Source organism: Rhizobium ruizarguesonis (genome assembly GCF_012349115.1).
GTDB lineage: Bacteria > Pseudomonadota > Alphaproteobacteria > Rhizobiales > Rhizobiaceae > Rhizobium > Rhizobium ruizarguesonis.
The window spans coordinates 1-22,268 of the sequence record NZ_PQIG01000126.1 but is presented as its reverse complement, the minus strand read 5'-3'; the positions used below and the strand labels follow the sequence as shown (position 1 = coordinate 22,268).

23 protein-coding genes, 2 pseudogenes and 1 riboswitch are annotated in these 22,268 nt (G+C 61.4%); of the genes and pseudogenes, 11 read left to right on the top strand and 14 right to left on the bottom strand.

The genetic code is table 11. The features are described 5' to 3' along the window. Window positions 1–99: 99 nt before the first annotated feature. On the top strand, window positions 100–597 hold the full coding sequence (locus C3Y91_RS34265) for an HIT domain-containing protein (RefSeq protein ID WP_168576335.1): 498 nt from the start codon (window positions 100–102) through the stop codon (window positions 595–597). Here C3Y91_RS34265 and C3Y91_RS34260 read toward each other — a convergent pair. The 4 genes from C3Y91_RS34260 to C3Y91_RS34245 all read right to left on the bottom strand — a co-directional run bounded on the left by C3Y91_RS34260 (window position 594) and on the right by C3Y91_RS34245 (window position 4,070). Further along, window positions 594–1,157, bottom strand: coding sequence for a hypothetical protein (locus C3Y91_RS34260; protein WP_075224011.1), 564 nt, complete (start codon window positions 1,155–1,157; stop codon window positions 594–596). The two genes, C3Y91_RS34265 and C3Y91_RS34260, sit on opposite strands and share 4 nt — an antisense overlap. A 98-nt stretch (window positions 1,158–1,255) precedes the next feature. After that, complete coding sequence (locus C3Y91_RS34255; RefSeq protein ID WP_024322461.1) at window positions 1,256–2,020, bottom strand: ABC transporter ATP-binding protein; 765 nt, start codon at window positions 2,018–2,020, stop codon at window positions 1,256–1,258. Then, window positions 2,017–3,048, bottom strand: a complete 1,032-nt coding sequence (locus C3Y91_RS34250) for a FecCD family ABC transporter permease (protein WP_029768217.1) — start codon at window positions 3,046–3,048, stop codon at window positions 2,017–2,019. The genes C3Y91_RS34255 and C3Y91_RS34250 overlap by 4 nt, the downstream gene beginning before the upstream one ends. Before the next feature lie 5 nt (window positions 3,049–3,053). After that, window positions 3,054–4,070 carry an ABC transporter substrate-binding protein gene (locus C3Y91_RS34245; RefSeq protein ID WP_130664788.1) on the bottom strand — a complete coding sequence of 339 codons (1,017 nt, stop codon included), beginning with the start codon at window positions 4,068–4,070 and terminating at the stop codon, window positions 3,054–3,056. Window positions 4,071–4,246: 176 nt separating this feature from the next. After that, a riboswitch (cobalamin riboswitch) is annotated at window positions 4,247–4,502 on the bottom strand. Between the two features lie 116 nt (window positions 4,503–4,618). On the opposite strand from C3Y91_RS34245, the pseudogene C3Y91_RS34240 reads away from it, so the two are divergent. Continuing rightward, a pseudogene (locus tag C3Y91_RS34240) lies at window positions 4,619–4,765 on the top strand (type II toxin-antitoxin system VapC family toxin); the annotation flags it as partial. A gap of 31 nt (window positions 4,766–4,796) precedes the next feature. On the opposite strand, the gene blh reads toward C3Y91_RS34240, so the two are convergent. Further along, window positions 4,797–6,077, bottom strand: a complete 1,281-nt coding sequence (blh, locus tag C3Y91_RS34235) for a bifunctional sulfur transferase/dioxygenase Blh (RefSeq protein ID WP_130664789.1) — start codon at window positions 6,075–6,077, stop codon at window positions 4,797–4,799. Window positions 6,078–6,360: 283 nt separating this feature from the next. Between blh and C3Y91_RS34230 the strand changes: the two genes are divergently transcribed. Further along, the gene (locus C3Y91_RS34230; protein ID WP_130655828.1) at window positions 6,361–6,912 is read left to right on the top strand and encodes a DUF805 domain-containing protein; all 552 of its coding nucleotides are present in this window, start codon (window positions 6,361–6,363) and stop codon (window positions 6,910–6,912) included. Window positions 6,913–6,964: 52 nt separating this feature from the next. Here the strand turns inward: C3Y91_RS34230 and C3Y91_RS34225 are convergent, their stop codons facing one another. The 4 genes from C3Y91_RS34225 to C3Y91_RS34210 all read right to left on the bottom strand — a co-directional run bounded on the left by C3Y91_RS34225 (window position 6,965) and on the right by C3Y91_RS34210 (window position 9,662). Next, entirely contained in the window at window positions 6,965–7,912 is a 948-nt protein-coding gene (locus C3Y91_RS34225) for a hypothetical protein (RefSeq protein ID WP_168576333.1), read from the bottom strand. 425 nt (window positions 7,913–8,337) lie between these two features. After that, complete coding sequence (locus C3Y91_RS34220) at window positions 8,338–8,820, bottom strand: cupin domain-containing protein (protein ID WP_050566567.1); 483 nt, start codon at window positions 8,818–8,820, stop codon at window positions 8,338–8,340. A 45-nt stretch (window positions 8,821–8,865) separates the two neighbouring features. Next, the gene (locus tag C3Y91_RS34215; RefSeq protein ID WP_018074358.1) at window positions 8,866–9,246 is read right to left on the bottom strand and encodes a VOC family protein; all 381 of its coding nucleotides are present in this window, start codon (window positions 9,244–9,246) and stop codon (window positions 8,866–8,868) included. A 152-nt stretch (window positions 9,247–9,398) separates the two neighbouring features. Beyond that, a complete protein-coding gene (locus tag C3Y91_RS34210; RefSeq protein ID WP_130762311.1) occupies window positions 9,399–9,662 on the bottom strand; it encodes a YjiS-like domain-containing protein in 264 nt (87 codons plus the stop codon). A 176-nt stretch (window positions 9,663–9,838) separates the two neighbouring features. Between C3Y91_RS34210 and C3Y91_RS34205 the strand changes: the two are divergent. The 3 genes and pseudogenes from C3Y91_RS34205 (at window position 9,839) to C3Y91_RS34195 (ending at window position 13,563) form a co-directional block, all read left to right on the top strand. Continuing rightward, window positions 9,839–11,752 (top strand): annotated as a pseudogene (locus tag C3Y91_RS34205) (BTAD domain-containing putative transcriptional regulator). A 111-nt stretch (window positions 11,753–11,863) separates the two neighbouring features. Then, window positions 11,864–12,400, top strand: a complete 537-nt coding sequence (locus C3Y91_RS34200) for an ATP-binding protein (RefSeq protein ID WP_024322473.1) — start codon at window positions 11,864–11,866, stop codon at window positions 12,398–12,400. 176 nt (window positions 12,401–12,576) lie between these two features. Then, on the top strand, window positions 12,577–13,563 hold the full coding sequence (locus C3Y91_RS34195; protein WP_130762312.1) for an aldo/keto reductase: 987 nt from the start codon (window positions 12,577–12,579) through the stop codon (window positions 13,561–13,563). A 327-nt stretch (window positions 13,564–13,890) separates the two neighbouring features. Here C3Y91_RS34195 and C3Y91_RS34190 read toward each other — a convergent pair whose 3' ends face one another. Then, on the bottom strand, window positions 13,891–15,030 hold the full coding sequence (locus tag C3Y91_RS34190; protein WP_174827202.1) for a hypothetical protein: 1,140 nt from the start codon (window positions 15,028–15,030) through the stop codon (window positions 13,891–13,893). 115 nt (window positions 15,031–15,145) lie between these two features. Here C3Y91_RS34190 and C3Y91_RS34185 point away from each other — a divergent pair, with 115 nt between their 5' ends. After that, a complete protein-coding gene (locus tag C3Y91_RS34185; RefSeq protein WP_130762313.1) occupies window positions 15,146–15,559 on the top strand; it encodes a hypothetical protein in 414 nt (137 codons plus the stop codon). Window positions 15,560–15,822: 263 nt separating this feature from the next. On the opposite strand, the gene C3Y91_RS34180 is transcribed toward C3Y91_RS34185, so the two are convergent. Next, a complete protein-coding gene (locus tag C3Y91_RS34180; protein WP_164567497.1) occupies window positions 15,823–16,290 on the bottom strand; it encodes a hypothetical protein in 468 nt (155 codons plus the stop codon). A 70-nt stretch (window positions 16,291–16,360) separates the two neighbouring features. Then, window positions 16,361–16,840 (bottom strand): hypothetical protein, encoded by a 480-nt coding sequence (locus C3Y91_RS34175; RefSeq protein WP_018074351.1) that lies wholly within the window; start codon window positions 16,838–16,840, stop codon window positions 16,361–16,363. 133 nt (window positions 16,841–16,973) lie between these two features. On the opposite strand from C3Y91_RS34175, the gene C3Y91_RS34170 reads away from it, so the two are divergent. The 4 genes from C3Y91_RS34170 (at window position 16,974) to ftsZ (ending at window position 21,560) form a co-directional block, all read left to right on the top strand. Then, entirely contained in the window at window positions 16,974–17,642 is a 669-nt protein-coding gene (locus C3Y91_RS34170) for a response regulator transcription factor (RefSeq protein WP_130760850.1), read from the top strand. Continuing rightward, the gene (locus C3Y91_RS34165; RefSeq protein WP_164567499.1) at window positions 17,639–19,012 is read left to right on the top strand and encodes a sensor histidine kinase; all 1,374 of its coding nucleotides are present in this window, start codon (window positions 17,639–17,641) and stop codon (window positions 19,010–19,012) included. The genes C3Y91_RS34170 and C3Y91_RS34165 overlap by 4 nt, the downstream gene beginning before the upstream one ends. A 452-nt stretch (window positions 19,013–19,464) precedes the next feature. Continuing rightward, the gene (locus C3Y91_RS34160; RefSeq protein WP_018493195.1) at window positions 19,465–20,073 is read left to right on the top strand and encodes a hypothetical protein; all 609 of its coding nucleotides are present in this window, start codon (window positions 19,465–19,467) and stop codon (window positions 20,071–20,073) included. Between the two features lie 467 nt (window positions 20,074–20,540). Continuing rightward, window positions 20,541–21,560: a cell division protein FtsZ gene (ftsZ, locus tag C3Y91_RS34155; protein ID WP_168576336.1), complete on the top strand. Its 1,020-nt coding sequence runs from the start codon at window positions 20,541–20,543 to the stop codon at window positions 21,558–21,560. A 124-nt stretch (window positions 21,561–21,684) separates the two neighbouring features. Here ftsZ and C3Y91_RS34150 read toward each other — a convergent pair whose 3' ends face one another. Both C3Y91_RS34150 and C3Y91_RS37690 read right to left on the bottom strand, forming a co-directional pair. After that, complete coding sequence (locus C3Y91_RS34150; protein WP_003560596.1) at window positions 21,685–21,897, bottom strand: hypothetical protein; 213 nt, start codon at window positions 21,895–21,897, stop codon at window positions 21,685–21,687. A gap of 71 nt (window positions 21,898–21,968) precedes the next feature. Further along, a partial coding sequence (locus C3Y91_RS37690; protein WP_210267754.1) for a hypothetical protein occupies window positions 21,969–22,268 on the bottom strand: 300 nt, incomplete at its 5' end.

The window sequence follows — 22,268 nt, the reverse complement described above, 5'->3', positions numbered from 1 at the left end:
GCAAACTATCTTAGAAACTCAGGATATGCTGCCGTCTAAAAACAGCACGCTCTAGAAGGATTCATCGAAGCCCCTGAAGGGTGCATCAGGAGTAAGTCCGTGGAGATCCCTCAGCACTTTCACATTGTCGAGACGGCCGGATGGCTTGTGAACCACCGCATCAATTCTGCCCTTCCCGGTTACCTCATGATCAGCTCCAAGACCGACACCAACGATCTGTCGGATTTGTCCGAAGATGCTTTGGCCGAATTCGGCCCATTACTTGCAAGGGCTCAGAGTACCTTGAAACAGCAATTGAATGCTCAGCGCGTCTATATCGGCCGATACGGGCACACGCCTGGTTACCCGATCCATTTTCATGTGATCCCGATATATGACTGGGTGGAGGAGTTGCTCTGGAAGGACAGTCGATATCGCTTGCTCGAGAATTTCGCAGAGGGACCGGGAGAAACCGCCACGGATGGCGCGGAACTGACGCTGTTTGTCTGGCGCGAGTTCTGCGAACGCGCAGAGCCGCCACCGGTCAAAGGGCCATCGGTCTCAGAGGCCATCGAGCTGCTGCGGGAGACAATGCGGTTTCCGGCGCCTCAAGCCTAAGACAACATCGGTCCCGACTGTCCTGCGACGAGCGCACGGCCGGCTGCCGCGCCGGCATGCAGGCAGATGAGCCCGATCGCCGCGAGAGAATTGATCAACAGAATATCAGCGACCACCGCTGCCGAAAACGCGCCCTCGCCGGACGGAAGCACCACTGTTGCGGCAAACAGCACGCCTTCATAGGCAACGAACCCGGCCATGAAGGCGCCGACCATCGTGACGGTAAGATCGGCCGAGAGACGAAGTACCAGGAGCGCCGTAGCCAGGCATGCAAATGCCGCGATACCGATCGCCAGACCCCAGGCATAGCTGTCCCAGGTCTGGGGATAACCGAGCACGAGATATCCGACCATCTGGTTGGCGAGCCAGGCCAGCAGAACAGCCGTCGCCGCCATCCGCCGGGGAAGAATGACCGCCGATACCGCCGCCAACGCCACGAAGGGCGTGACACAGGCAAAAAGCAGGCTGAGGGCAACGCTCGCACCTGAAATGATGGCCACCCAGGCGACAGCAAAGCCGGGTGCGACAGGGCGCAGGGGAAGCTGATTTCGTTCGAGCATCTCGGAACTCCATTCGACCGCAAGAAATAATACGCCAGTCCGGGAAAAAGGCTAGCGAGCCATACCTCCTCCTTGAGACCGAAATTCCCGGCCATCCGTCAATCCATGACGTATTGGATGTGATGCCGGCCATGCACGGCCGATTTCTGGACATGGGCGCGAACGCCGAAGACCCGGCCGATCATATCCTCCGTCAGCACCTCCTCCGGCGCGCCGGAGGCAATGACCTCGCCTTTCTGAAGCACCGCCAGCCTGTCGCAGAACATAGCCGCCAGGTTGAGATCGTGCAGCGCGACGATGCAGGTGATGCCGAGCTTTGAGATCAGCGAGAGAATGTCGAGCTGATGCTGGATATCGAGATGGTTGGTCGGCTCGTCGAGCAGCAGTTCGCTCGGCGCCTGTGCCAGCGATCGGGCAATATGGACGCGCTGGCGCTCGCCGCCCGACAGCGTTTGCCAGAGCTGGCCCGCCCTCTCCCGCATGCCCGTCCGCGACAGGGCCTCGTCGACGGCGGCGTCGTCTCCGGCGCCCCAGGACGACAACAGCCCGCGATGCGGCGTGCGGCCAAGCCGCACCACGTCGCGTACGGTCAATTGCGTATCGGTCGTCGATTGCTGCTCGACGAAGGCGACGCGACGCGCAAGGGCTGCGCGCGACAGCGAGGAAATGTCGTCGTCGCCCAGCCTGATGATGCCGCTGCGAACCTTGCGCAGCCGGCAGATCAATCTGAGAAGGCTCGATTTGCCGGAACCGTTCGGCCCGAGCAGCCCGAGCACCTTGCCCCTTTCCACCGTCAGGCTGACGCCGTTGACGATGACGGTATCGCCGGCGGCAAAGCTCACCTCATCGACGCTGATGCTCATGCCTTCCCCCGCACACGATAGAGGATGACGGCGAAAGCCGGTGCGCCGAAGAGTGCGGTGACGACCCCGATCGGCAGGATCTGCTGCGGGATGATGATGCGCGAGACGATATCGGCGCCGACCATGTAGATCGCGCCGCCAAGCGCCGTTGCCGGCAGCAGCCGCCTATGCGCCGGCCCGACGAGGAAGCGGGCGGCGTGGGGGATGACGAGGCCAACGAAGCCGATCGAACCCACCATGCTGACGACGCTTGCCGTCATCGCCGCCGTCATGGCGAACAGCACGATTTGGACGCGGCGTACGGCAATGCCGAGCGAGGCGGCGGCATCCGTGCCGAAAGCGAAGGCGTCGAGCGCCCGCACATGGGCCATGCAGATGATGAAGCCGGCAAGCGCGATCGGCACCGACAGATAGACATCCGGCCAGCGCACGCCGCTGAGCGAACCCAGCAGCCAGAACAGGATGCCGCGCGCCTGTTCGGCATTCGCCGATGTCGTCACAATGTAGGAGGTGAGTGCACTGAAGAGCTGCGAACCGGCGACGCCACACAGGATGATGCGCTCGCCGGTTCCCCCCGCACCCGTCGCCAGGAAGCCGACCAGCAGAAAGGCGATGGCCGCACCGATGAAGGCGCCGCTCGACAGGCCGAGAACACCGTAGCCGAAGCCGAGGATCATCACGCAGACGGCTCCCGTCGAAGCGCCGGCGGAAATGCCGAGCACGTAAGGTTCGGCCAGCGGATTACGCAGCAGTGCCTGCAGGATCGCACCGCAAAGCGAGAGCGATGCGCCGGCGCTGGCGGCGACGAGCGCGCGGCTCAGACGATAATCCCAGACGATGCCCTGGTGGATGCGGCTGAGCTCGAAATGCGTTCCGAACAGCCGGTTCGAAACCGCTTCCGCCGTCGTCGCAACGGGAATTGCGATCTCGCCGATGGAAACGGCAAGGCTGATCATCAGCCCGAGCAGGAGAAGTGCGGCCATGGTGAGCGCGGCAAGCGCCCACCATCCCTGTTGCCTGACCGACATTGCCCTCACTGCGCCAGGCCGAAGGACTTGATGCCGTTCGCCAATGTCTCGATGCCGTCGATCGTACGGATCGTCGGGTTCATTGATTGTGCGTCCATCATCACGAAGTGCTTGTTTTTGACCGCATCCAGCTCCTTGGTCACAGGATCGTTCTCGAGGAAATCGACCTTGACCTTGGGATCGTCAGCCGCGTAGCGGCGGCGGTCCATGGTTGCGAGCACGATCACCGCCGGGTTCGCCTGGGCGATGGTTTCCCAACCGACCAGCGGCCATTCCTCTTCCGTGGTGATGACGTTCTTCGCGCCGATCGTCTTCAGAATATAGGCGGGCGCGCTGTTTTTACCGGCGATGAAGGCGTCGCCATTGACCTCCTTGCTGGAGAACCAGAAGACGATGGGCAGGTTCTTGCCCGAGGCGCCTGATATCGAAGCGACGGCATCCGCCTCGCGCTTTTTCAATTCCGAAATCAGCGCATCACCGCGTTCCTTCACGTCGAAGATCTCCGAGAGCTCGGCGATTTCCCGGTAGATCAGCTCCATCGTGAACAATTCCCCACGCACGCCGTCGCCGCCATCGGTGTTGACCTTGGCGACACAATCGGCCGGCGCCAGATAGGTATTGATCCCGAGATCCTTGAACTGCTCCCGCTTGCCGACCGAGCCCTGTGCGCCGACATGCCATTCGAACTCGGCCGCCACCAGATCGGGCTCCTGCCCGACGACGGATTCGAAGCTCGGGTCGTTGTCGGCAAGTCGCTTTATCTTGCTGTTGGCCTCGGCATATTGCGGCAGGACGGGACCGACCCAGACGGCCGTTCCGGCGATCTTGTCGGCAAGGCCGAGCGAGAAGAGCACTTCCGTCATGCCCTGGCCGATCGAAACGATTTTGGACGGCGCCTTTTCGAAGGTCACCTGCTGACCACAATTGGTCACGGTCAAGGGATACTGGGTCGCGGCAAGGCTTGGTGCAGCAAGGCCGGCGAGCCCGAAGGCAAATGTCATGGTGGCGAGAATCTGGCGCATGGAAAACCTCGATGAAGGGAAAAATCACGGCCGTTCCGCGCATATGCGCGGACCGAAAGCACGCTTAGGCGCACTAGCCGCAGGAGGCCCAATCGAGACGGATGCATGCCGGAATTCGGCGAAGGTTCAGCAGGTCAATCATATCTGTTCCTTGTCCGGGCATCCCCGCCCGGTTGATTGGATCGTGATTGACGGCAGGTCTCCTGGCTTGCGGATATCCGTCGTTTCATCCGCCTTCCCGCAATATCTTGCAGTGGCAGGGCCATGAGCCCTTCAGAGGTGGCCAGTCGCTGGCCACTCCTGAGATGATCGACAATCCGCTTACAGTTGCGGGGGCAGCCACGGTCTCGGTCCCTGCTGGGTCGTCCTCACCGTGTTCCCTATTAATCCCCTTGGAGTCATCTTTAGGGAACCGTCGCACCCAGTTACGTCGCCTGCCCGCGCGCCGTCAATGATTATTCCGAAGGCGCCATGCCGCCAGCAGATAAATATATCGCGCGTATGGCTTCACGCCGCCGTTCGGTGCGCGAACTGCCGGTCGCGGCTTGGCGAACAGCACCTGGGGCAAAGGCGCCCATCCCGCCAGCCTGAATTTCGGCGATTGCTTCGCCCACGAGGTGGCTCGGGAACATGGGTGCCGGCTGCTGTTTGTCGGCGACGACCTCGTCATGACCGATGTGGAAAGCGCGCTTTGAACGATACGGCGATTGCCAGCGCCCGCCGCCCCTACAACGCATCCAGCGGAATCTTCAAATACCGCCTGCCATTCCCTTCCGGCTCGGGCAGCCGCCCGCCGCGGATATTCACCTGCAACGCGTGCAGCATCAGCTTCGGCTTGGGCAGCGTACGATCGCGCGCCTGGCGCAGCGCCACGAAACCGGCCTCGTCGATGCCCGCAATATGCGGATTGGCGCGCTTCTGCGCCGCCACTGTGCTTTCCCAGCGCGGGTGGCGGCCGCCCGGCTGGTAATCGTGGCCGGAAAAGAGCCGGGTCTCCTCGGGCAGCAACAGGATGGCCTGGATCGAGTGCCAGAGGGCGGCAGCACTTCCGCCTGGGAAATCTGTGCGCGCCGTGCCGGAATCCGGCGTGAACACTGTGTCGTGCACGAAGGCGGCGTCGCCGATTACATAGGTGATCGAGGCAAGCGTATGGCCGGGCGAAAACATCACGCGGGCTTTAAGCGCACCGATCTCGAACGTGTCGCCATCGGCAAACAGCCGGTCCCATTGCGAGCCGTCGGTTTTAAGCGCCGGCCAGTTGTAGATCTCCTTCCAGAGCGTCTGCACGTCGGTGACATGGGCGCCGATCGCCGTCGGCGCGCCGGTCTTCTCATGCAGATAATGCGCGGCGGAGAAATGATCGGCATGCGGATGCGTGTCGAGGATCCACTCGACCGTCAGCCCTTCACTTTTGATATGAGCAAGGATGGCGTCGGCATTGGCCGTCCCCGTCGCCCCCGACATCTCGTCGAAATCGAGCACCGGGTCGATGATGGCGCAGCGTTTCGTCGCCGGGTCGGAAACGACATATTGCACACTGCAGGTGCGGGGCTCGAAGAAGGCCTTCACATCAGCCGCCTGCCCTGACCGCTTTTCCAGCCAGCGGCGCGCGCCGGCGAGATCGAAGCCGAGGTTTTGACCAAAAGCTTCGACATCCCCGGGCTTCATCCGCCCGTCGAGCACCTCGCCCAGCGCATAGAGGGTCAGCGCCCGCGTGCCGCTCTTGCAATGGGCGACGACCGGTCCCTTGGCCTCGGCCATCGCCGCCTGGAAGGCACGGATATCGGCTTCGGTGATCTCGGTCCCCTTCACCGGCACGAAGCTGTAGGTGAGTCCGGCGGCGGCGGCGGAAGCCTTTTCCGCCGTATTGCCCGGCTGCTCCGGCTCCTCGCCATCCGGCCGGGCATTGATGACGGCGGCAAAGCCATCCGCCGCGAAAGCGGCAAAACCTGCGGCGTCGGGCTGCCCCGCCACCGATATCAACTCATTGACCCTCACGGATGTCATCGAAGCCCCCGCGCTGCCCGCACCAGGCATTATCGCACGTATATCGATACAATCTCACAAGTATATTGCCGAACGCAAGAATAGGCGCTTGGTATTCCTCCGTGCCCGTCGCCGGCCTGAAGAGCCTGACGACGCCGGCGGGAGACGCAGCCCAACTCCCGTCCATCCTGACGTGTATCGTTCCCCCCCTCGCCCAACACACACCCTTTCGATCAGATTTTACCGATGTCTTTCAGAGGTTCGAAAACACCCTTCGATATATCGCGTAAAAAAGGGGGATCGAATGCTGGATGTGCTTTTCTCTTTCCGTGGGCGGGTGGCAAGGCTGCAGTATTTCTGCACGAGCACATGCATCGGCCTTGTCTTCGGCGCAGTGCTAGCTGCTGTTCTGCTGGTGATGAGGCAGCAGGACACCAAGGACTTCTTCACGGTCTTGATTGCGCTGGGGATCCTGTGCGGACCGCCCCTTCTGTGGGTTAGCTACAGCTTGCAAGCTGCAAGAATACGCGACATGGGTTTCAAGCCGAAGCCCATTCTGTTGGGAGTGATCTCACTCAACATCTTTGTTTTTTTCGTCGCGCTGCTTTTTTCCGGCTCTGCCGCTGTATCGGCATTCTCCACAATCGCCAAGATCGCCAATTTTACATTGAATGCGTCACTCCTGTTTTGCCCGAGCGATTATCGTTTCACTTGGACATCCCCTGATACCGATGAGCCCCAGCGACGCGAACCGCCCGTGGCACCTAGGCATCGCGTGACGACGACCGACGTTCCCAGACCTCAGGTCAATGGCGCAAGACCTGCATTTGGACGCCGGGGAATGGAAGGACAGTGACGTCGATCGTTCGATGCCACGGCACGAACGTCCTCGACCGGTAACCGAACCCTTAAGGAAGATCGGTCCTGTCCGCGTTGAGTTTTGCAGCACGAGTGCTGGCGGGAGCCTTTTCAAGGCCCAATGCGCGGGCAATGACGTCAACCGGTAAGTCGCTCTCACGGGAAGCTCGACCGCCAACCGGGTCTGCCGAAAGCCTGAAGACATACTCATAGCATTTCAGGTGCGGTTTCTCGATGTAGGAGCAGCCCAATATGGGCAACGGATACCAGCTCAAGGTCTGCGCGGTTCCGGCATAGACGCTCACTGATTTACCGCTGGCATCGGTCAATGTGAATTCCTTCAATTCGAAGGGAAGCAGGAAACCCTCCGATTTTTGATAGGCCCTGGATTTGACCGTGATCCGACTTGGCGGGGGTGCGGCCGGGTATCGGATGACGCAGAGGCCATGAACGAGTTTATTGTTCTCCTGATATCCGGAGGGCGATATATCCTTTTTCCATAAGCCGCTTCGCCGGTCCCATGCTTTCTGGCAAATGTCGCGACCACCCATTGTGAAGGCCAGCAATTTGCTCCCGCCTGTCTGCCGCGCAAAGGCGACGGGGGCGTCGTAACTCCCCACTAGACGGGATGCGACGCCGGACATGGCTTCCTCTCCGTCAAACACCACCGTCTGAGACGCGGGATCGAAGCTCACCGTCTTGCCCTCGTTCATACGTTCGACTTCGGATCGCAGGTCCGACAGGCGGATTTGGCTCATCGTTGCCGCAGCCGCGTTTCCGCCGAACCAGAGCACCGGAAAGATCAGCAGAATTCTTGGAGACTCGCCGAAGGCCGATTCAAAAATCATCGACAGAAAGCCGAGATTGAGCAGCAAAATCGGCCAGGCCATAACCGCGAGAAAAAACAGAATCTCGCTGACGACAGGCACCATCTGGAGGAAATAGGCGACTGCAGTGATGGCAAAAAACACTCTCGATGGTGTCGTCAATCGGATCATCAGCGGCGGCTCCAACGCTTTGATGCCGACGAGTACCAGCGGCTCGTAAACAACTGGGAAATTTCAGCCTCAAGTGGTATCGGGAATGCGAGCGAGATCCGCTGCGGGTGTAGAAGCGTCAGCCGCAAGATTGCGCCGCCGGCGCGCTCCGCGTGGCCGCAACATTGATACAAGAAGCCGTGACACCCATGGTGGAAAAAATCAAAGGATGAGCTAATTAGCAAGACCATCAAAATTTGGAGCGAGCCTTGGATTCCGAATCCCCTCAGCCACTCACAGCTCGCTTTCCTGTCGGTGGCGGGGAAATTGGCCGGCTGATCCAGACTCGCGACTGGAGCAAAACGCCGCTCGGTCCTCTCGACCTCTGGCCGCAAAGTCTGAAGACGGCCACCGGCTGAGGATCCGATCGACACCCTGATGATCGATCAGCGCGGTTGCGGGCCTGTCAATCCGAGCGCCAGCGTGATGTCGTTTATGATCCCCAGTCGCGCTTCGATCACCGCGATTTTCTCAGGCGTATCGGCACCAAAAGCCTCGATATCGAGGAACATTTGCTCGCAGCCGCCTGGCGTGACCGTGCCGAACATCTGGCCGGGTTCCTCGCCTATGTTTCGCCAGCTGTGGGGTACATGTGGCGGCAGAACGACGACGGTTCCCACAGGCGCGTCGAACGCCTCGTCGCCGCATTGGAATCGATAGAGCCCGCGGATGACCCGAAAGAATTCCGTCTCCCGGGTGTGCGTGTGCGGGGCGGGACCATGACCGGGCGGCGTGAAGGTTTCCCACATCCCGAACGCGCCGCCGGTCTCGGCGGCCGTGGCATGGATGACGATCCTCGCGCCGAAGGGCGTGCTCGCCACGCGCTCCTTGCCGGGCAAAGAGACGACGGCGTTCCTGAAACTGGACATATCCACTTCCCCCTCGATTGCATTCTGTGAGCGGAGCCCTGCACCTCACCCTTGCGGCGCCGGCTCATTGAGCATCGCTTCGATATTGTATTCGTCGGGATCGAGAACGAAGCAGGCATAATAGTTCTCTTCATATTCCGGCCTCGGGCCGGGCGCGCCATTGTCCCGGGCGCCGGCTTCGAGCGCGGCCTGATAAAACGCCTCGACCTCCGCCCTGCTCCGAACCCGAAAGGCAACGTGCACACGCGTCAGAGGCGGCTTATCGTCGGTGTGCTGGATCTCGAACAGGCTGCCGCCGACATCGAAGGCCCAGAACACGCCCTCCTTCCCGAAGGAGAGGCGATAACCCAGAGGTTCGAAAGCGCGCTCATAGAACAATTTGCTCCTCTCAAGGTCACTCACTGCGATGGTGATATGATCGATCATGCCGTGCCCTCCCTATCGTTCCAGCGCCCCATCATAGTTGAATCTCGGCAGCGAAAAAACAGACAAGCCCACTCGATATCCTGCCAATGCCGCCCGCCGTGAGCTCTTTCCGGCCGCTCGACCCGACGCGTCCGCGCAGTCGAACATTCGGACTATCGCATTGACAGCAACTTCGTCATCAACCCTGCTTTGATTTCGAGCACGAGTCGATTGTCCTGGGGATGACCGATGTCATCCCGGGGATAACCGATGTCCCTCAGCTGATCGGGTGTCAACTCTGCCAGTCCCTTCCGTCTAACCACGGCCCGCCGCCACGCCCTCAGGGCGGCGACGATGGTTGCCACGCTGTTCGGCCAGGACCCGAACGCCTGTCTTTCCGGCGCGCTGATGCCGGCATGAGTTTCCGTGTGAGCCATTTTCAGTCTCCCATTTGTGAGATTTGCAAGTGGGAGCCTGACACGCGGGTGTTTTCGCGCTGTTCGGCTCAGCGTGAACGGCCGGGAAAACTTCGACAAGCCGCCGCTAAATCGGTGTTAAATCTATCTGCCGAAATGCTATTCTGCGGTGGCGGTCGAAATCTGGGAGACGGTCTTTGCGCATCAGGTTGCTGGGTGGCCTTGAAGCGACGTCCCGGGAGCACCGGCAAATCCGCTTCACCACGCGCAAGACGGCACTTCTTTTTGCTGCCCTGGTGCTTGCAGGCCGCCGCGGCCATCGCAGGGAACTGCTTTCCGAAGCTTTCTGGCCGGGACGAAGCAATGAGCAGGCCCGCAACAGCCTGCGCCAGGCGCTGGTCGATATCAGACGATCGTTTCCGGCCGGCGGGGATGCCGCCGTCTACATCGACGGAGATCAGGAAACCGTCGCGCTGATAACAGGTCCTGATGAAACCGACATTTCGATCTTCGACCGTAAACTGGAGGCCGGCCGGACGGCCGATCTCGCCTTCGCCGCCGATCTCTACCGCGGCGAGGTGCTCTCAGGCGAGGCCATTCCGGACGGGCTGGATGAGTGGTTTGGACCGTACCGGAGGACATATCAACGCAAGGCGCTGCAGCTGGTGGAGCGGTTGAGCCTCGCATTCTCCGAGCCGGGCTCCGCGGAAGAATCGGCTTGCGAAGGGCTCGCCGAAAGGCTGCTGGCTGTGGACCCGACCATGGAGGCCGCCCATCGGGCGCTGATGCGGATCCACGCTCTCAGGGGTCACGAAAACGCGGCCCTGCGCCAGTTCGAAGCCTGTCGGGCGCTCTTGAAGAAGCATCTTCAGGCCGAACCCGAGGCAGAGACCTCCTCCCTGGCCGCTTCGCTGCAATCGCGGCAGGGATCGGAACATAAGCGGATGGCGCCCCGCCTCGACGTCGCCTCACAGCCGCAGGTCTTCCCGGCCCCGGCGAAACATCACGATCGGCCATCGGTTGCGGTGTTGCCGTTCCAGAATTTGAGCGGCGACGCGGAGCAGGAATATTTTGCCGACGGCATCGTCGAGGACATCACCATCGCGCTTGCTCAATTCCGCCACCTCTACGTCATCGCCCGGAATTCAAGCTTCACTTACAAAGGTCAGGCGGTCGACATAAAGCTGGTCGGGCGCGAGCTGGACGTACGCTATGTGGTCGAAGGAAGTGTGCGCCGGACCGGTGACCGTCTGCGCATTGCCGGGCAGCTCATCGACACGTCGACCGGTACACATCTTTGGGCCGATCGTTTTGACGGAACCCTGGCGAATGTCTTCGATCTTCAGAATCAGGTCGCCTCGAGCATCGTCGGCGCCATAACGCCGAAAGTGGAGGAGGCTGAGATCGAGCGTGCCAAACGCAAGCCGACCGAGAGCCTCGACGCTTACGACTACTATCTCCGCGGCCTGGCGGCCTTCGACCGGACGGTCACCAACAGACGAAAGAGCAACGGCTGGATGCTCAATCCCGCAGACGAGACTGCCGAAGCGACCCGGCTGGCGAGGAGAGCCGTCGAACTCGGCTGGGACGATGCCGTTGCGCTCACCTACGGCGGATATGTCATCGGTTATGTCGGCGGTGACCTCGACGACAGTGCGGCCTGCATCAATCGCGCCCTCTACCTCAACCCGAACCTGGCGGCTGCACTCGGCGTCAGCAGTTGGGTGAAGGCTTGCCTCGGCGAGCCCGATAAAGCCGTCGAACACGCAGCCCTTGCCATGCGCCTCAGCCCCTTGGATCCGCGCATTTTTGCCTGGCAGTTCAACACCGGGCTCGCGCATTTTTGCGCCGGTCACTATGAAGACGCTGCCGCTGGGCAGGAAAATCGCTAAGGCACCAGCCGAACTACCCGAGCGCGATGCGCGTTGATGGCAGCGAGCCTGGCCATGGCTGGGCGGCTTGCCCAAGCCCGCGAAACGATCGCTCGCCTGTGCCTGATGGATCCCGCCCTCCGGCTTTCCAATCTCGCAGACGTGCTGCCACCATTCCGGCGACCGGACGATCGCAATCGATATATCGAGGCTCTCAGGATGGCGGGGCTACCGGAGTAGCTGCCGCTTCAGCGGCTTCTTCTTCGGAACGAAGGGGGTCATGCCTGGCTATTGCCGACCCCCTATCGGCTAATTGCGAAACGATGCTGCTTCGTGCGAAATTGCCATGCTATGAACCACACGGGCGAAGTTCTCATTCTCACCGGGCCGCCGGGCTCGGGAAAAACCACGACGGCCGAGGCGCTCGCCAGCGAGCCCGGCCCGCCGAAGGTCCATCTTCATTCCGACGACTTCTGGCATTTCATCAAGAACGGCGTGATCCCGCCCTATCTGCCGGAAGCACATGAACAGAATATCGTTGTCGTCGACGTGTTGACGAAGGCGGCGGCAGGCTATGCCGGCGGCGGCTACTTCGTCGTCGTGGACGGCATCGTCGGGCCGTGGTTCCTGGAACCGTTCCGGAAAATCGCAGCACCCCTCCACTACGTGATTCTGCGTCCGCCGCTCGATGTCGCCATCCGGCGCTGCCGGGAGCGTGGCGGCAACACGCTGACCGATCCCGGCCCTATTGCAGAGCTCCATCGACAGTTCTCATCGCTGGGTGCGTTTGAGCGACATGTTCTGTCGACGGATGGGCACGACAGGAAGGAGACGCTGGGCGCCGTTATCCAAGCCGTGCAAAGCGGAGCCTTCCGGCTGGCGTCATGACGCCAAGCCATCGACCTTCAGCGCAAACGCGCCCTCGCCGCCCTTTGCAGTTCGCCGCTTCACAGTTCGCCGGGTGACATTCATGAACCCAACTCATAAGCCCATGCCGATATCACCGGCTAATCGATACCAACCTTTGCCCTTAGGTTACGATCAAACCTGAGGAGGACATCCGCATGATCAAACGCAAGCTGGGCCAAAGAGGCCCTGACGTATCGGCAATCGGTTTCGGCTGCATGGGGCTGAACTATCATCGCGGGCCGGCGATGGAGCGCGGCGATGCCATTGCACTCTTGCGGGCGGCGCATGAGCGGGGCGTGACCTTCTTCGACACGGCAGAGGCCTACGGGCCGTTCGCCAACGAGGATCTCGTCGGCGAGGCGCTGGCGCCGATCCGTGATGAGGTGGTGATCGCGACGAAATTTGGCTTTAGGGATGGCCGGCCGGAAGTCGGCCTGGATAGCCGGCCGGAACGCATCCGTGTGGTCGTCGAAGAAGCCCTCAAGCGGCTTCGCACCGATCGCATCGATATCTTCTACCAGCATCGGGTCGACCCTGACGTGCCGATCGAAGAGGTGGCGGGCACGGTGAAGGATCTGATTGGCGCCGGCAAAGTGCTGCATTTCGGCCTATCCGAAGCTGATGCCGGCTCTATCCGCCGCGCCCATGCGGTCCAGCCGGTCACCGTCTTGCAAAGCGAATATTCGCTCTGGTGGCGCAACCCGGAACGGGAAATCCTGCCCGTCGTCGAAGAACTCGGCATCGGCTTCGTGCCCTATAGCCCGCTCGGCCGCGGGTTTCTGGCCGGCAAGATGGACGAAAACACCAGTTTCGAAGGCGGCAACGACCACCGCAAGACCAATCCGCGCCTTTCGGCCGAAAACCGCAAGGCAAACCAGCCGGTGGTCGATGCGATCGAGGCGATCGCTAGCCGCAGAAACGCGACCGCAGCCCAGGTCGCTATCGCTTGGCTGATGGCCCGCAAGCCCTGGATCGTCCCCATTCCCGGCACCACCAAGCTGCACCGGCTGGAAGAGAATATCGCCGCCGCCGACATCACCTTCACATCGAAAGAACTGGCAGAGATCGACGCGGTCTTTTCTGGCATCGAAATCCACGGCGACCGCTACTCCGCAACGTCGGCTGCTCGCGTCACGCGGTGAGCCGACGACACCGATCGTTCGATGCGTCAGCTCGAACATCCTCGTCTCTCGGGTGCGCCGGGGCCGGATGGATGCTGGAAGCAGCGTTGCAGCACGTCCTTCGAGGCTCCGCCCTATGGGCTGCGCGCCTCAGGATGAGGGCCATTGGAGGATGCCGCACCCAACAATGAGCGTGAGAGAATGTCTCCCGGCTCCCGTTGCGCCACCGTCTCGCGCCAGTGCGCCGTCCGCCAACGCCAAAGAGAGCCTCATCCTGAGGTGCCCCGCAGGGGCCTCGAAGGACGAGGCGGGCGTTCCGGCATCCGATGGATGCAGGGAGCGGCGCCCTCAGTCCTCGACCGTAAATCCCCACGCCGAGGGCTCGATCAATTCGCGCGGCGGCAGCATTTCCTTGAGGTCGACAGGGCGGCGTTTGAGCTCGGCGGCGGTGTAGATTTCACCGTCCCCACCCCAAGCCCAAGCGTCGACTTTCAGGGGCACGCCATCCGGCGTCAAACATTCCATTCTGCCCGCGTCTGCAGAGTCGGGCGTCATGTTGAACCAGGCGCAGGATTCACCAAGGTGATTATCTCTACGTTTCAAGTCGGCCTGACCTCTTTCAGCGTCGAGTTGATTGAACGGTTGTGCGGGATCAAGCGGCGAGCGGAAAGCTTGAAGACTATATTCGCGCTTGGAGTAAATGAGGTTGATTCCCTGGTTTTCGAGGTCGTTCCAAACCGTGAATCGCACCGATCCGTCCTTGCCGCGACGCTCTTCGGACTGCCAGGGATAATGCCTGAGGATTCTGAGGTCTGAGTGCATGCCGGTCATTCTGGCTTCAAAGTCGACGCGATCTGCGGGCCTATCTGGATAGTCCCTGAACGGCTTCAGCCAGAACCCGGGATCGAAGAGCCTCTTCGGGGGCCTGACTTCGGAATCCGCAACAGGTTTTCGCTCGAGCCTGACCAATCGCGTTTCGGTCATGAGCTCCTTGCTACTGAACAAGACCTTTTCGCCAATTTCAATGCCGTCACCTGACAGGCAGCTGAGCCAGATCGGTCCATCCTGCGAGCCTTTGCGGGTGATCTCCGACCATTTGCAAGCTTCACCGGCCCGACTCTCTGCATCCCCGGTTTCCCTTGCTTCCCGCGGCTTGGTCTTGTCGATGTCGACCCTCGTAAAGTCTTCGTCGCCGAACCTTCTCGTCCATAACACGACGTTATCAAGGGCGCTTCCATAGGCGATGTTTGCCTCATTGCCTTGGATCTCTTCGACCCGGGTCCAGCCATCGTGATGAAAGACCGAGCGCGAATATTCTTTCGGCTTATGATGGAAAGGATAGGGATCTCGGACGGTCATCGAAGCCTTGTAGTCAGGAACATTCCGGCTGGCGGAAAAAGGGACGCCACCGGCATCGCCGGTGCCGGCCGGGAGTACCCCTGCACCTACTGCGAGCAGAAAGAACCACGCCACGACACGTCTTTTCAAGATTGCACCTCGCCGATATTTGCAAGCAAGAGAATTCCCGGATCGGGGGCTTTGCCCCCTGAGTGACTCCTGAGAGGAATCCAATATTCATTCAAGCAAAAGTTGAGGATTTATAGTGAAAAATTTCTTTGTATGCTTGATTTTGGCAGTGGCGGTGATTTCGCTTTCGAGTTGCACAACGACCTCCAATAGCTTCAGACAAAAGTCCAAATCGATAACGGCGCTTAGTGGCGAAAAGACGCGGATAGGTCAGACCTGGCATATCAACAACGATTGCAGCCATGCCGATTATCCGGCTACGCATATCGTGGAGCAGCCTAAGCATGGCCGTCTCCAGATCGTCCACGAACCGGTCTTTCCCAATGCAGCGGGAAAGCTGGCGAAATGCCGGACGGTCAAGGTGGGAGGCGTCGTTGGCTACTATACATCGGAGCCAGGCTACATCGGCAGCGACAGGATCGTCCTCAGCTCCCCCTATGGAGACGGGAAGATCGAGGAAACCGTGATGAACGTGAACGTCATCAAATAGCAGGCGCCTGTTGAGGTCGGGGTGACGGTTCGATTCACCGAGCCGCGGCCTCCAAGAAACCCACAAACCGCCCGCGAGAGAACGCGCCAACCCCTCTTCCCCCATGCTTGGGCTTGTCCCGAGCATCTGCAGCCGGTGCCGCAGATCCTCGGCACAAGGCCTGACTGACGGAAAAGGGGTGGTGTTCGCGTCAAACTGCAATCGCCCGCTAGAAAACGCAGGCAACCGCATCATCATCCGGAATCCGCCTCAAGCGCAGATGATCAGTCCTGCCCCTGCAGGCGGTCCATCACCTGGAGCAGCAGATCGGCGCAGGCCTTCATCGGTTCGTCCTCGGCGCATTTCAGGTCGATCTTGGTGTTGCCGTCCTCGATGCGGAAATGGGCGGCCTTGGAGGGCGGCGGGAGCATCGGACGATGACCGCGGAAGCCCCTGTCGCCACGGAAGCCGCCGTCACCGCCGAAGCCCATCTCGCCTCTCGGGCCATGCCATTGGCGATCGGGGCGATCGGGACGTTCTCTCGCGTCCGGCCGGTCCATCATCGGCCCATCCATCATCGACCCATCGTCACCGGAGGCAGACGGAGGCGCCGGCGGCGGCGGCGAAGGCGGTGTGCTGGGCTCGGCCGCGGCGGGCGGAGTGCCGGCCGATGGCGGGATGGGCGTTTGTTGCGCGAAAGCGGCGCCGGCGAGCGCGGCAAGGGCAATGCCTGAGAGAAGAAGTCTTTGCATGGGAACGTTCCTGTGTCGGAGATATCAACTGCGTGGGTAAACACCGCAGCGCGGCTTTGGTTCACGCCTGTCAGGGCCTGTGATCGAAATCTGCAAATCGTCTGTGGGGTGGGCCTTTCGGCGGACGCAGCGCTTCGGTTCGTCCATCCTGGCGAACAAGGTAGCTCGCATGCACGAAGCCGTCATCGAAGCGTCCCTGGACGGTGACGGCTTCATCCTTCGCGACAAGGTCCTCATCCTCGCCAGCCCGGCCGGTTTCAACAAGCGCCTTGCCGCTCTCATCCTGCAGCACGAACTTGTTGCCGTAGATCTCGGCGACCTTACCCTTGATGGTGATGAGGCTCGATGCCGGCATGGCCGAAATCGCCACCGGCGTCACCGGCGCCATTTCAGGCGTCGGACGCATCATCTTCACAGCGCTGGCACCCCCGGCCACGCCGATGACGAGCGCCACGGCGGCGGCGATGACCGGCACCGCCAGCCGGCGCCGACGGTGTGCTGGCGTCACGGGCGTTGCGCCCTGTTCGTTGTCCTGGTCTTCGTTCGGCATATATCTGCTCCATCAGTCAGTGATGCTGCAATCTAGCCGCCACACCCCCTCGCCTGCCTGAACCTCTCCGTTCAGATTGAGTTAAGCTCGGCCCGATAGTTTCGGGCCGTTCCCGTAGATGAAAGTTCTTCCCATGCGCGTATTGCTCGTCGAAGATGACGAAGACCTGAGCGGCCGGATCGCCGCCGTGCTGCGATCGGAGTACTTCGTCGTCGATATCGCGCGCAACGGCGAAGACGCTCTCCATGCGGGGCTGACCGAACTCTTCGATGTCGCGATCCTCGACCTCGGCCTGCCGAAGATCGACGGGGTCAGCGTGCTGAAGGGCTGGCGCGAGGGCGACCGCAACCTGCCGGTTCTGGTGCTGACGGCGCGCGATGGCTGGCCGGACAAGGTCTCGAGCTTCAAGGCCGGCGCCGACGATTTCCTCGCCAAACCTTTCAAGGTGGAGGAACTGGTGCTTCGCCTGCGCGCTTTGGTGCGCCGGGCGTCCGGTCACGCCGCCTCGCGGCTCGTCTGCGGCGCGCTGGTCTTCGATGCCCAGCTCGGCACCTTCGAGCTCGACGGCCTGCCGCTGAAGCTGACAGCGCTGGAATGGCGGGTGCTCTCCTGCCTGATGCTGCGCAAGGAGATGATCGTCGACCGGCGCGAACTGACCGAGCGCGTCTATGACGGCGATGCCGAAGTCGACTCCAATTCCATCGAGGTCATCATCGCCCGCCTGCGCAAGAAGCTCGGGGCCGATCGGATCGAGACGGTGCGCGGCCGCGGCTATATGCTGACGGCAGCAGTGGCGCCATGAAGGCCCCGTCCCTCAAACCGAGATCGATCGCCGGCCGGCTGCTGATGTTTTCGGGCATCTTCGTGACGCTGGCGCTTGTCGTCGCCGCCATCGTGCTGTGGCTGGCGCTGAAGACGATAGTGCGCGAGCAGATCGACCAGCGTCTCGACACCCAGATCAACGCGCTTGCTGGCGCGGTGATGCGTGACGCTGTGGGACGGATCGCCCTCTCCGCGCCGCTCGATGCGCCGCCCTTCGATCGCCCCTCCTCCGGCTGGTACTGGCAGATCGACGACGGGCAGCAACGCCTGACCTCGCGCTCCCTGATGAACGGCACGATCGACGCACCGCCGCCACGGCAGGACCTGCGCCATGTGCTGATGGGCATGCCAACATCAGGCAGCGGCGGTGATCGGGGAAGAGGGCCGCTCTACCTGCGCCAAGCCGTGCGCAGCATTGACGGCATGACGCTGACGATCACCGCGACGGCGCCGATGATCGCCCTCGTCGGCCCGGCGCTCCGCGCTCTCTTCTGGCTGGTGCCCTGCATGCTGCTGCTCGGCCTTGTGTTGATGGCCGGCACGCTCTGGCAGATCCGCTTTGGTCTCAGCCCACTGAAATCCATGGCGGCCGATATCGATGCCATCAACCGGGGAGAACGCGCCCGCCTGCCGGATGAAGCGACCGTCGAGCTTGCGCCGCTCTCGCTGAAAACCAATGCGCTGCTGGCAGCCAATGAGGAAAGGCTCTCGGCGACGCGCATGCAGTTCGCCAATCTCGCCCACGGCCTCAAGACCCCCGTGGCGAGCCTGCTGCTCGCGCTCGACGAGAAGAACGATCCGCAAGGCGCTTTACGCAGCCTCGCAGCCCGCATCGACAACAGGATCAAACACCACCTCGCCGCCGCCCGCCGCGTGATGGCCTCGTCGGACAATGTCGCCAGCACCGACCTCGCGGTCTCCGTCGCCGATCTCCACCGGGCAATCAGCCAGATCCACGCCGAACGCAACATCGCCTTCGACACCGATATCGCGCCGGGCCTGCGCGTCGCCTGCGACGAAAGCGATGTCGAGGAAATGCTCGGAAACCTGATCGACAACGCCTTCAAGTGGGCCGCCTCCCACGTCACCCTCCGCGCCCACCGCGACGGCCCAACCGCCCGCATCACCATCGAGGACGACGGTCCGGGCATACCGCCGGATCGGCGCGATGCCGTGCTGCTGCCGGGTGTGCGGGAGGACGAACACGTGCCGGGCAACGGGTTTGGGCTGAGTATCGTCAGCGAGCTGGCGGGATTGTATGGTGGGTCGCTGGTGCTCGAGGCGAATGGGGCGGTGGGGTTACGGTGTGTGTTGTGTTTGCCGGTGGTGGTGGGGTTGGTTCCTGCGTGATGACGACAAGCTAAACAATGGCATCATTCGTTCAGATGAGCTCAACCCGTGACAAGGCTGTGGAGGCGGCGCCAAGCGATCGTGCTTCGGAGGGCCGGGGCCGCTTCAGCTATATCCGCCAGTAATGCTGGAAGTTCGTGGGGCACGTAAGAAGGCTGTAAGCCGATAACCCGATCAGCGACATCCAGAAACTCATGTGGCCAACGTTTCGCCAAGGGGTCGGCTTGTCAGCTTCAACAGTACAGACGACATATCCCGCCTCTTCGAAGGTTTCCTACTCGCACTCAGCGGCTTCGGCCTGACGCAGGGATGTCATCGTTGTGGCCAGCATCGCGGCCGCGATCAGCTGGTCGTGTTTCAGCTAGGTCATCAGTGCCACCCCTCTTTCAAATCGCCATCTATCCTGCGTGTTATTGTTGATCAGGGAATCAATAAATGACCGGTAGCTAAACGTGGCAGAGTCGGAAAAACGTGATGACAAGTTTACTTGGACATACGCAATCTGGTTTTTGCCGTACCTGGCGCAAAATTGGCTATGGTGGCTGGCCCCCAAATGGGACTGGTGGATCATCGGCCTTATCACTCTCGCGCTGACCGTGATCGCCGTGACCGGTTCCATCTGCATCAACTTGGCGCGGCGGCGCTGGTGGCGTGTCGTGTCGCTCTTGATCACGCCCCTTCCGTGGCTAGTCATTATTTACATCGTTGCTGCTACCGGCATAACGCCCGACAGCGTTCGATTTGCTTTGAACAAGCAAGCGTATCTGGCAGAGATCGAACGAACCGATGTGACGAGCGGTGAGCCGCGATTCAGGACATTTGCATTGGACAGTATGTTCAAGGCGATAACATCCACGACGCTTGTGTATGATGAGAGTGATGAGATTGCCTTGCCCAGCGGCGAGCAATCCGCCGCCTGGCAACAGCGAACCCAAAAATTGTGCTCGGAAAAGAAAGAATGCGTCAATCTCTATCCTGGTTCGGACTGGCCCTTCAGCGTCAGCAAAGTTGGCGAACACTTCTATATTGTGTATCAAAACGTCATTGACGCGTTTCCCTAGCGACCGATCGTCATTGCCGGGATAAGGCCGGCGTCCTGCGATCGGCGTCCTGTCATCGGCGCTTCTGCGTCTTCCGGTTTTGTGCTTTCCACCGCGGCTCGGCTCGCGATCGCGAGGAAGTCGTCGCAAAGGCGCGCGCGAGAACAGCGGTCCGGTTCGCGTAAGGGAGTCCTGTCACGGCCGCCACCTCGCCGATGGGGGCAGGAAACGTACGATAGCGTTCTATCTCGATAGGATGCCCGCTTTTGGCGCAAGGCTGCTTTCGCGACCTATCCCTGAAGCGTAATTCTCAGCTCCCGGCTTAATGCTCCCTCCCTGAAAGCAGCAACCCAGCCCCTTTCCCGATCATCACCCTCTCGCTGACACGTCTTTCGCCTCGCCTCTGCCTTGTTGCTCGCGTATCCTGACGCACGATTCGCCGTCCGCAAACGAGGGTGGGCATGAACGAAACATCAAAGGAGAGCGCGATGACGGACGCCAAGAGCGGCATTTCGGGACTACGGCCGCATATTACAGTCATTGGCGTCGGCGGCGGTGGTGGCAATGCGATCAACAATATGATCGCGGAAAAGCTGGCAGGCGTCGAATTCGTCGCTGCGAACACGGATGCTCAGGTGCTGGCCACCTCCAAGGCGACGCGCCGCATCCAGCTTGGCGCGAATGTGACGGAGGGTCTCGGCGCCGGTTCGCTGCCTGAGGTCGGCCATGCGGCTGCCGAAGAGTCGCTCGATGAGATCATGGATCACCTGGCCGGCTCGCACATGTGCTTCGTCACCGCCGGCATGGGCGGCGGCACAGGCACGGGTGCTGCACCTGTCATCGCCCGCGCTGCGCGTGCCGCCGGCATCCTGACGGTCGGCGTCGTCACCAAGCCCTTTACCTTCGAAGGCAACCGCCGCATGCGGATGGCGGAAATCGGCATCGAGGCGCTTCGCCAGGCGGCCGATACGGTCATCGTTATTCCCAATCAGAACCTCTTCCGCATTGCTGATGCAAAAACGACGTTCGCAGATGCCTTCATGACGGCCGATCGCGTGCTCTATGCCGGCGTCGGCTGCATTACCGACCTGATCGTCAAGGAAGGCCTGATCAACCTCGATTTTGCCGACGTGAAGTCGGTCATGTCAGGCATGGGCCGTGCGATGATGGGTACCGGCGAAGCCTCCGGTGAGAGCCGCGCGATGAAGGCGGCGGAAGCAGCCATTGCCAACCCGCTTCTCGACGATATCTCGATGCGGGGCGCCAGGGGCGTGCTGATCTCGATCTCCGGTGGGTCGGATATGACGCTGTTCGAAGTGGACGAGGCGGCAAGCCGCATTCGTGACGAAGTGCAGGACGACGCCGATATCGTCGTCGGGGCGATCTTCGACCGCAGCCTCGACGGCAAGTTCCGTGTCTCGGTGGTGACGACCGGCCTCGAAGGCAGCCCGCTGCCCGCATCCGCGCCTCACGCCGCCGAACAGATCCAGACGCGCACGCTGCAGTAAGCGCAGCGGCGCGACATATCCGAGCACAACAGCCTGCCGCGTCTTTTCAGACGCGCGGCGCTGTCGTGCTTCAATGTCCTGCGCTCCGGGGAAATCGCCGCTATCACCGGTCGTTGATTCGCGATCACCTGTCGTTGATCGTGGGAAGGTGCGTTTCGACCTCTACGCGGCGCTTGTCATCCAACGGCTCAATGTGCTTCTGCCAGAAGGCCTCGGCCTCCGGCGTGTCATCATCCCAGTGGCGGATCTTGACGATATTGTCGTCGATCTTGGCCAGCCGTTTGCCGCCAAGCCGCAGGTATTCGTCCGCCAGTTCTTTCGATCGGGTCGTTTGCATGTCGTGTTCCTCCATAGGCGAACCGAAAGGCCGATCGTCATTACCGGGTTGGCCGGCAATCGGCATCCCCGTTATCGGCGCTTCCGCGCCTTCCAGGTAAACAGCACGGCGGGTTCATGGTTCCAATTCATCGGCCGAAACCGGTCCACGCGGCCGGCTGAAGGCGTCGGCCGCCATCCATGTTCCGCACGGCCCACCGCTCTTGCTGCCGGAACAGCCGGAGACGCCTCGTACTGGCTGGAGAGCGGCCTTGTCCGGAACGGCAAGACTGCATACGTCGGGGCGATCTCGACCGCAGCCTCGACGGCAAGTTCCGCGTCCCAGTGGTAGCGACCGGCCTGGAAGGCAGCCCGCTGCCCGCATCCGCGCCT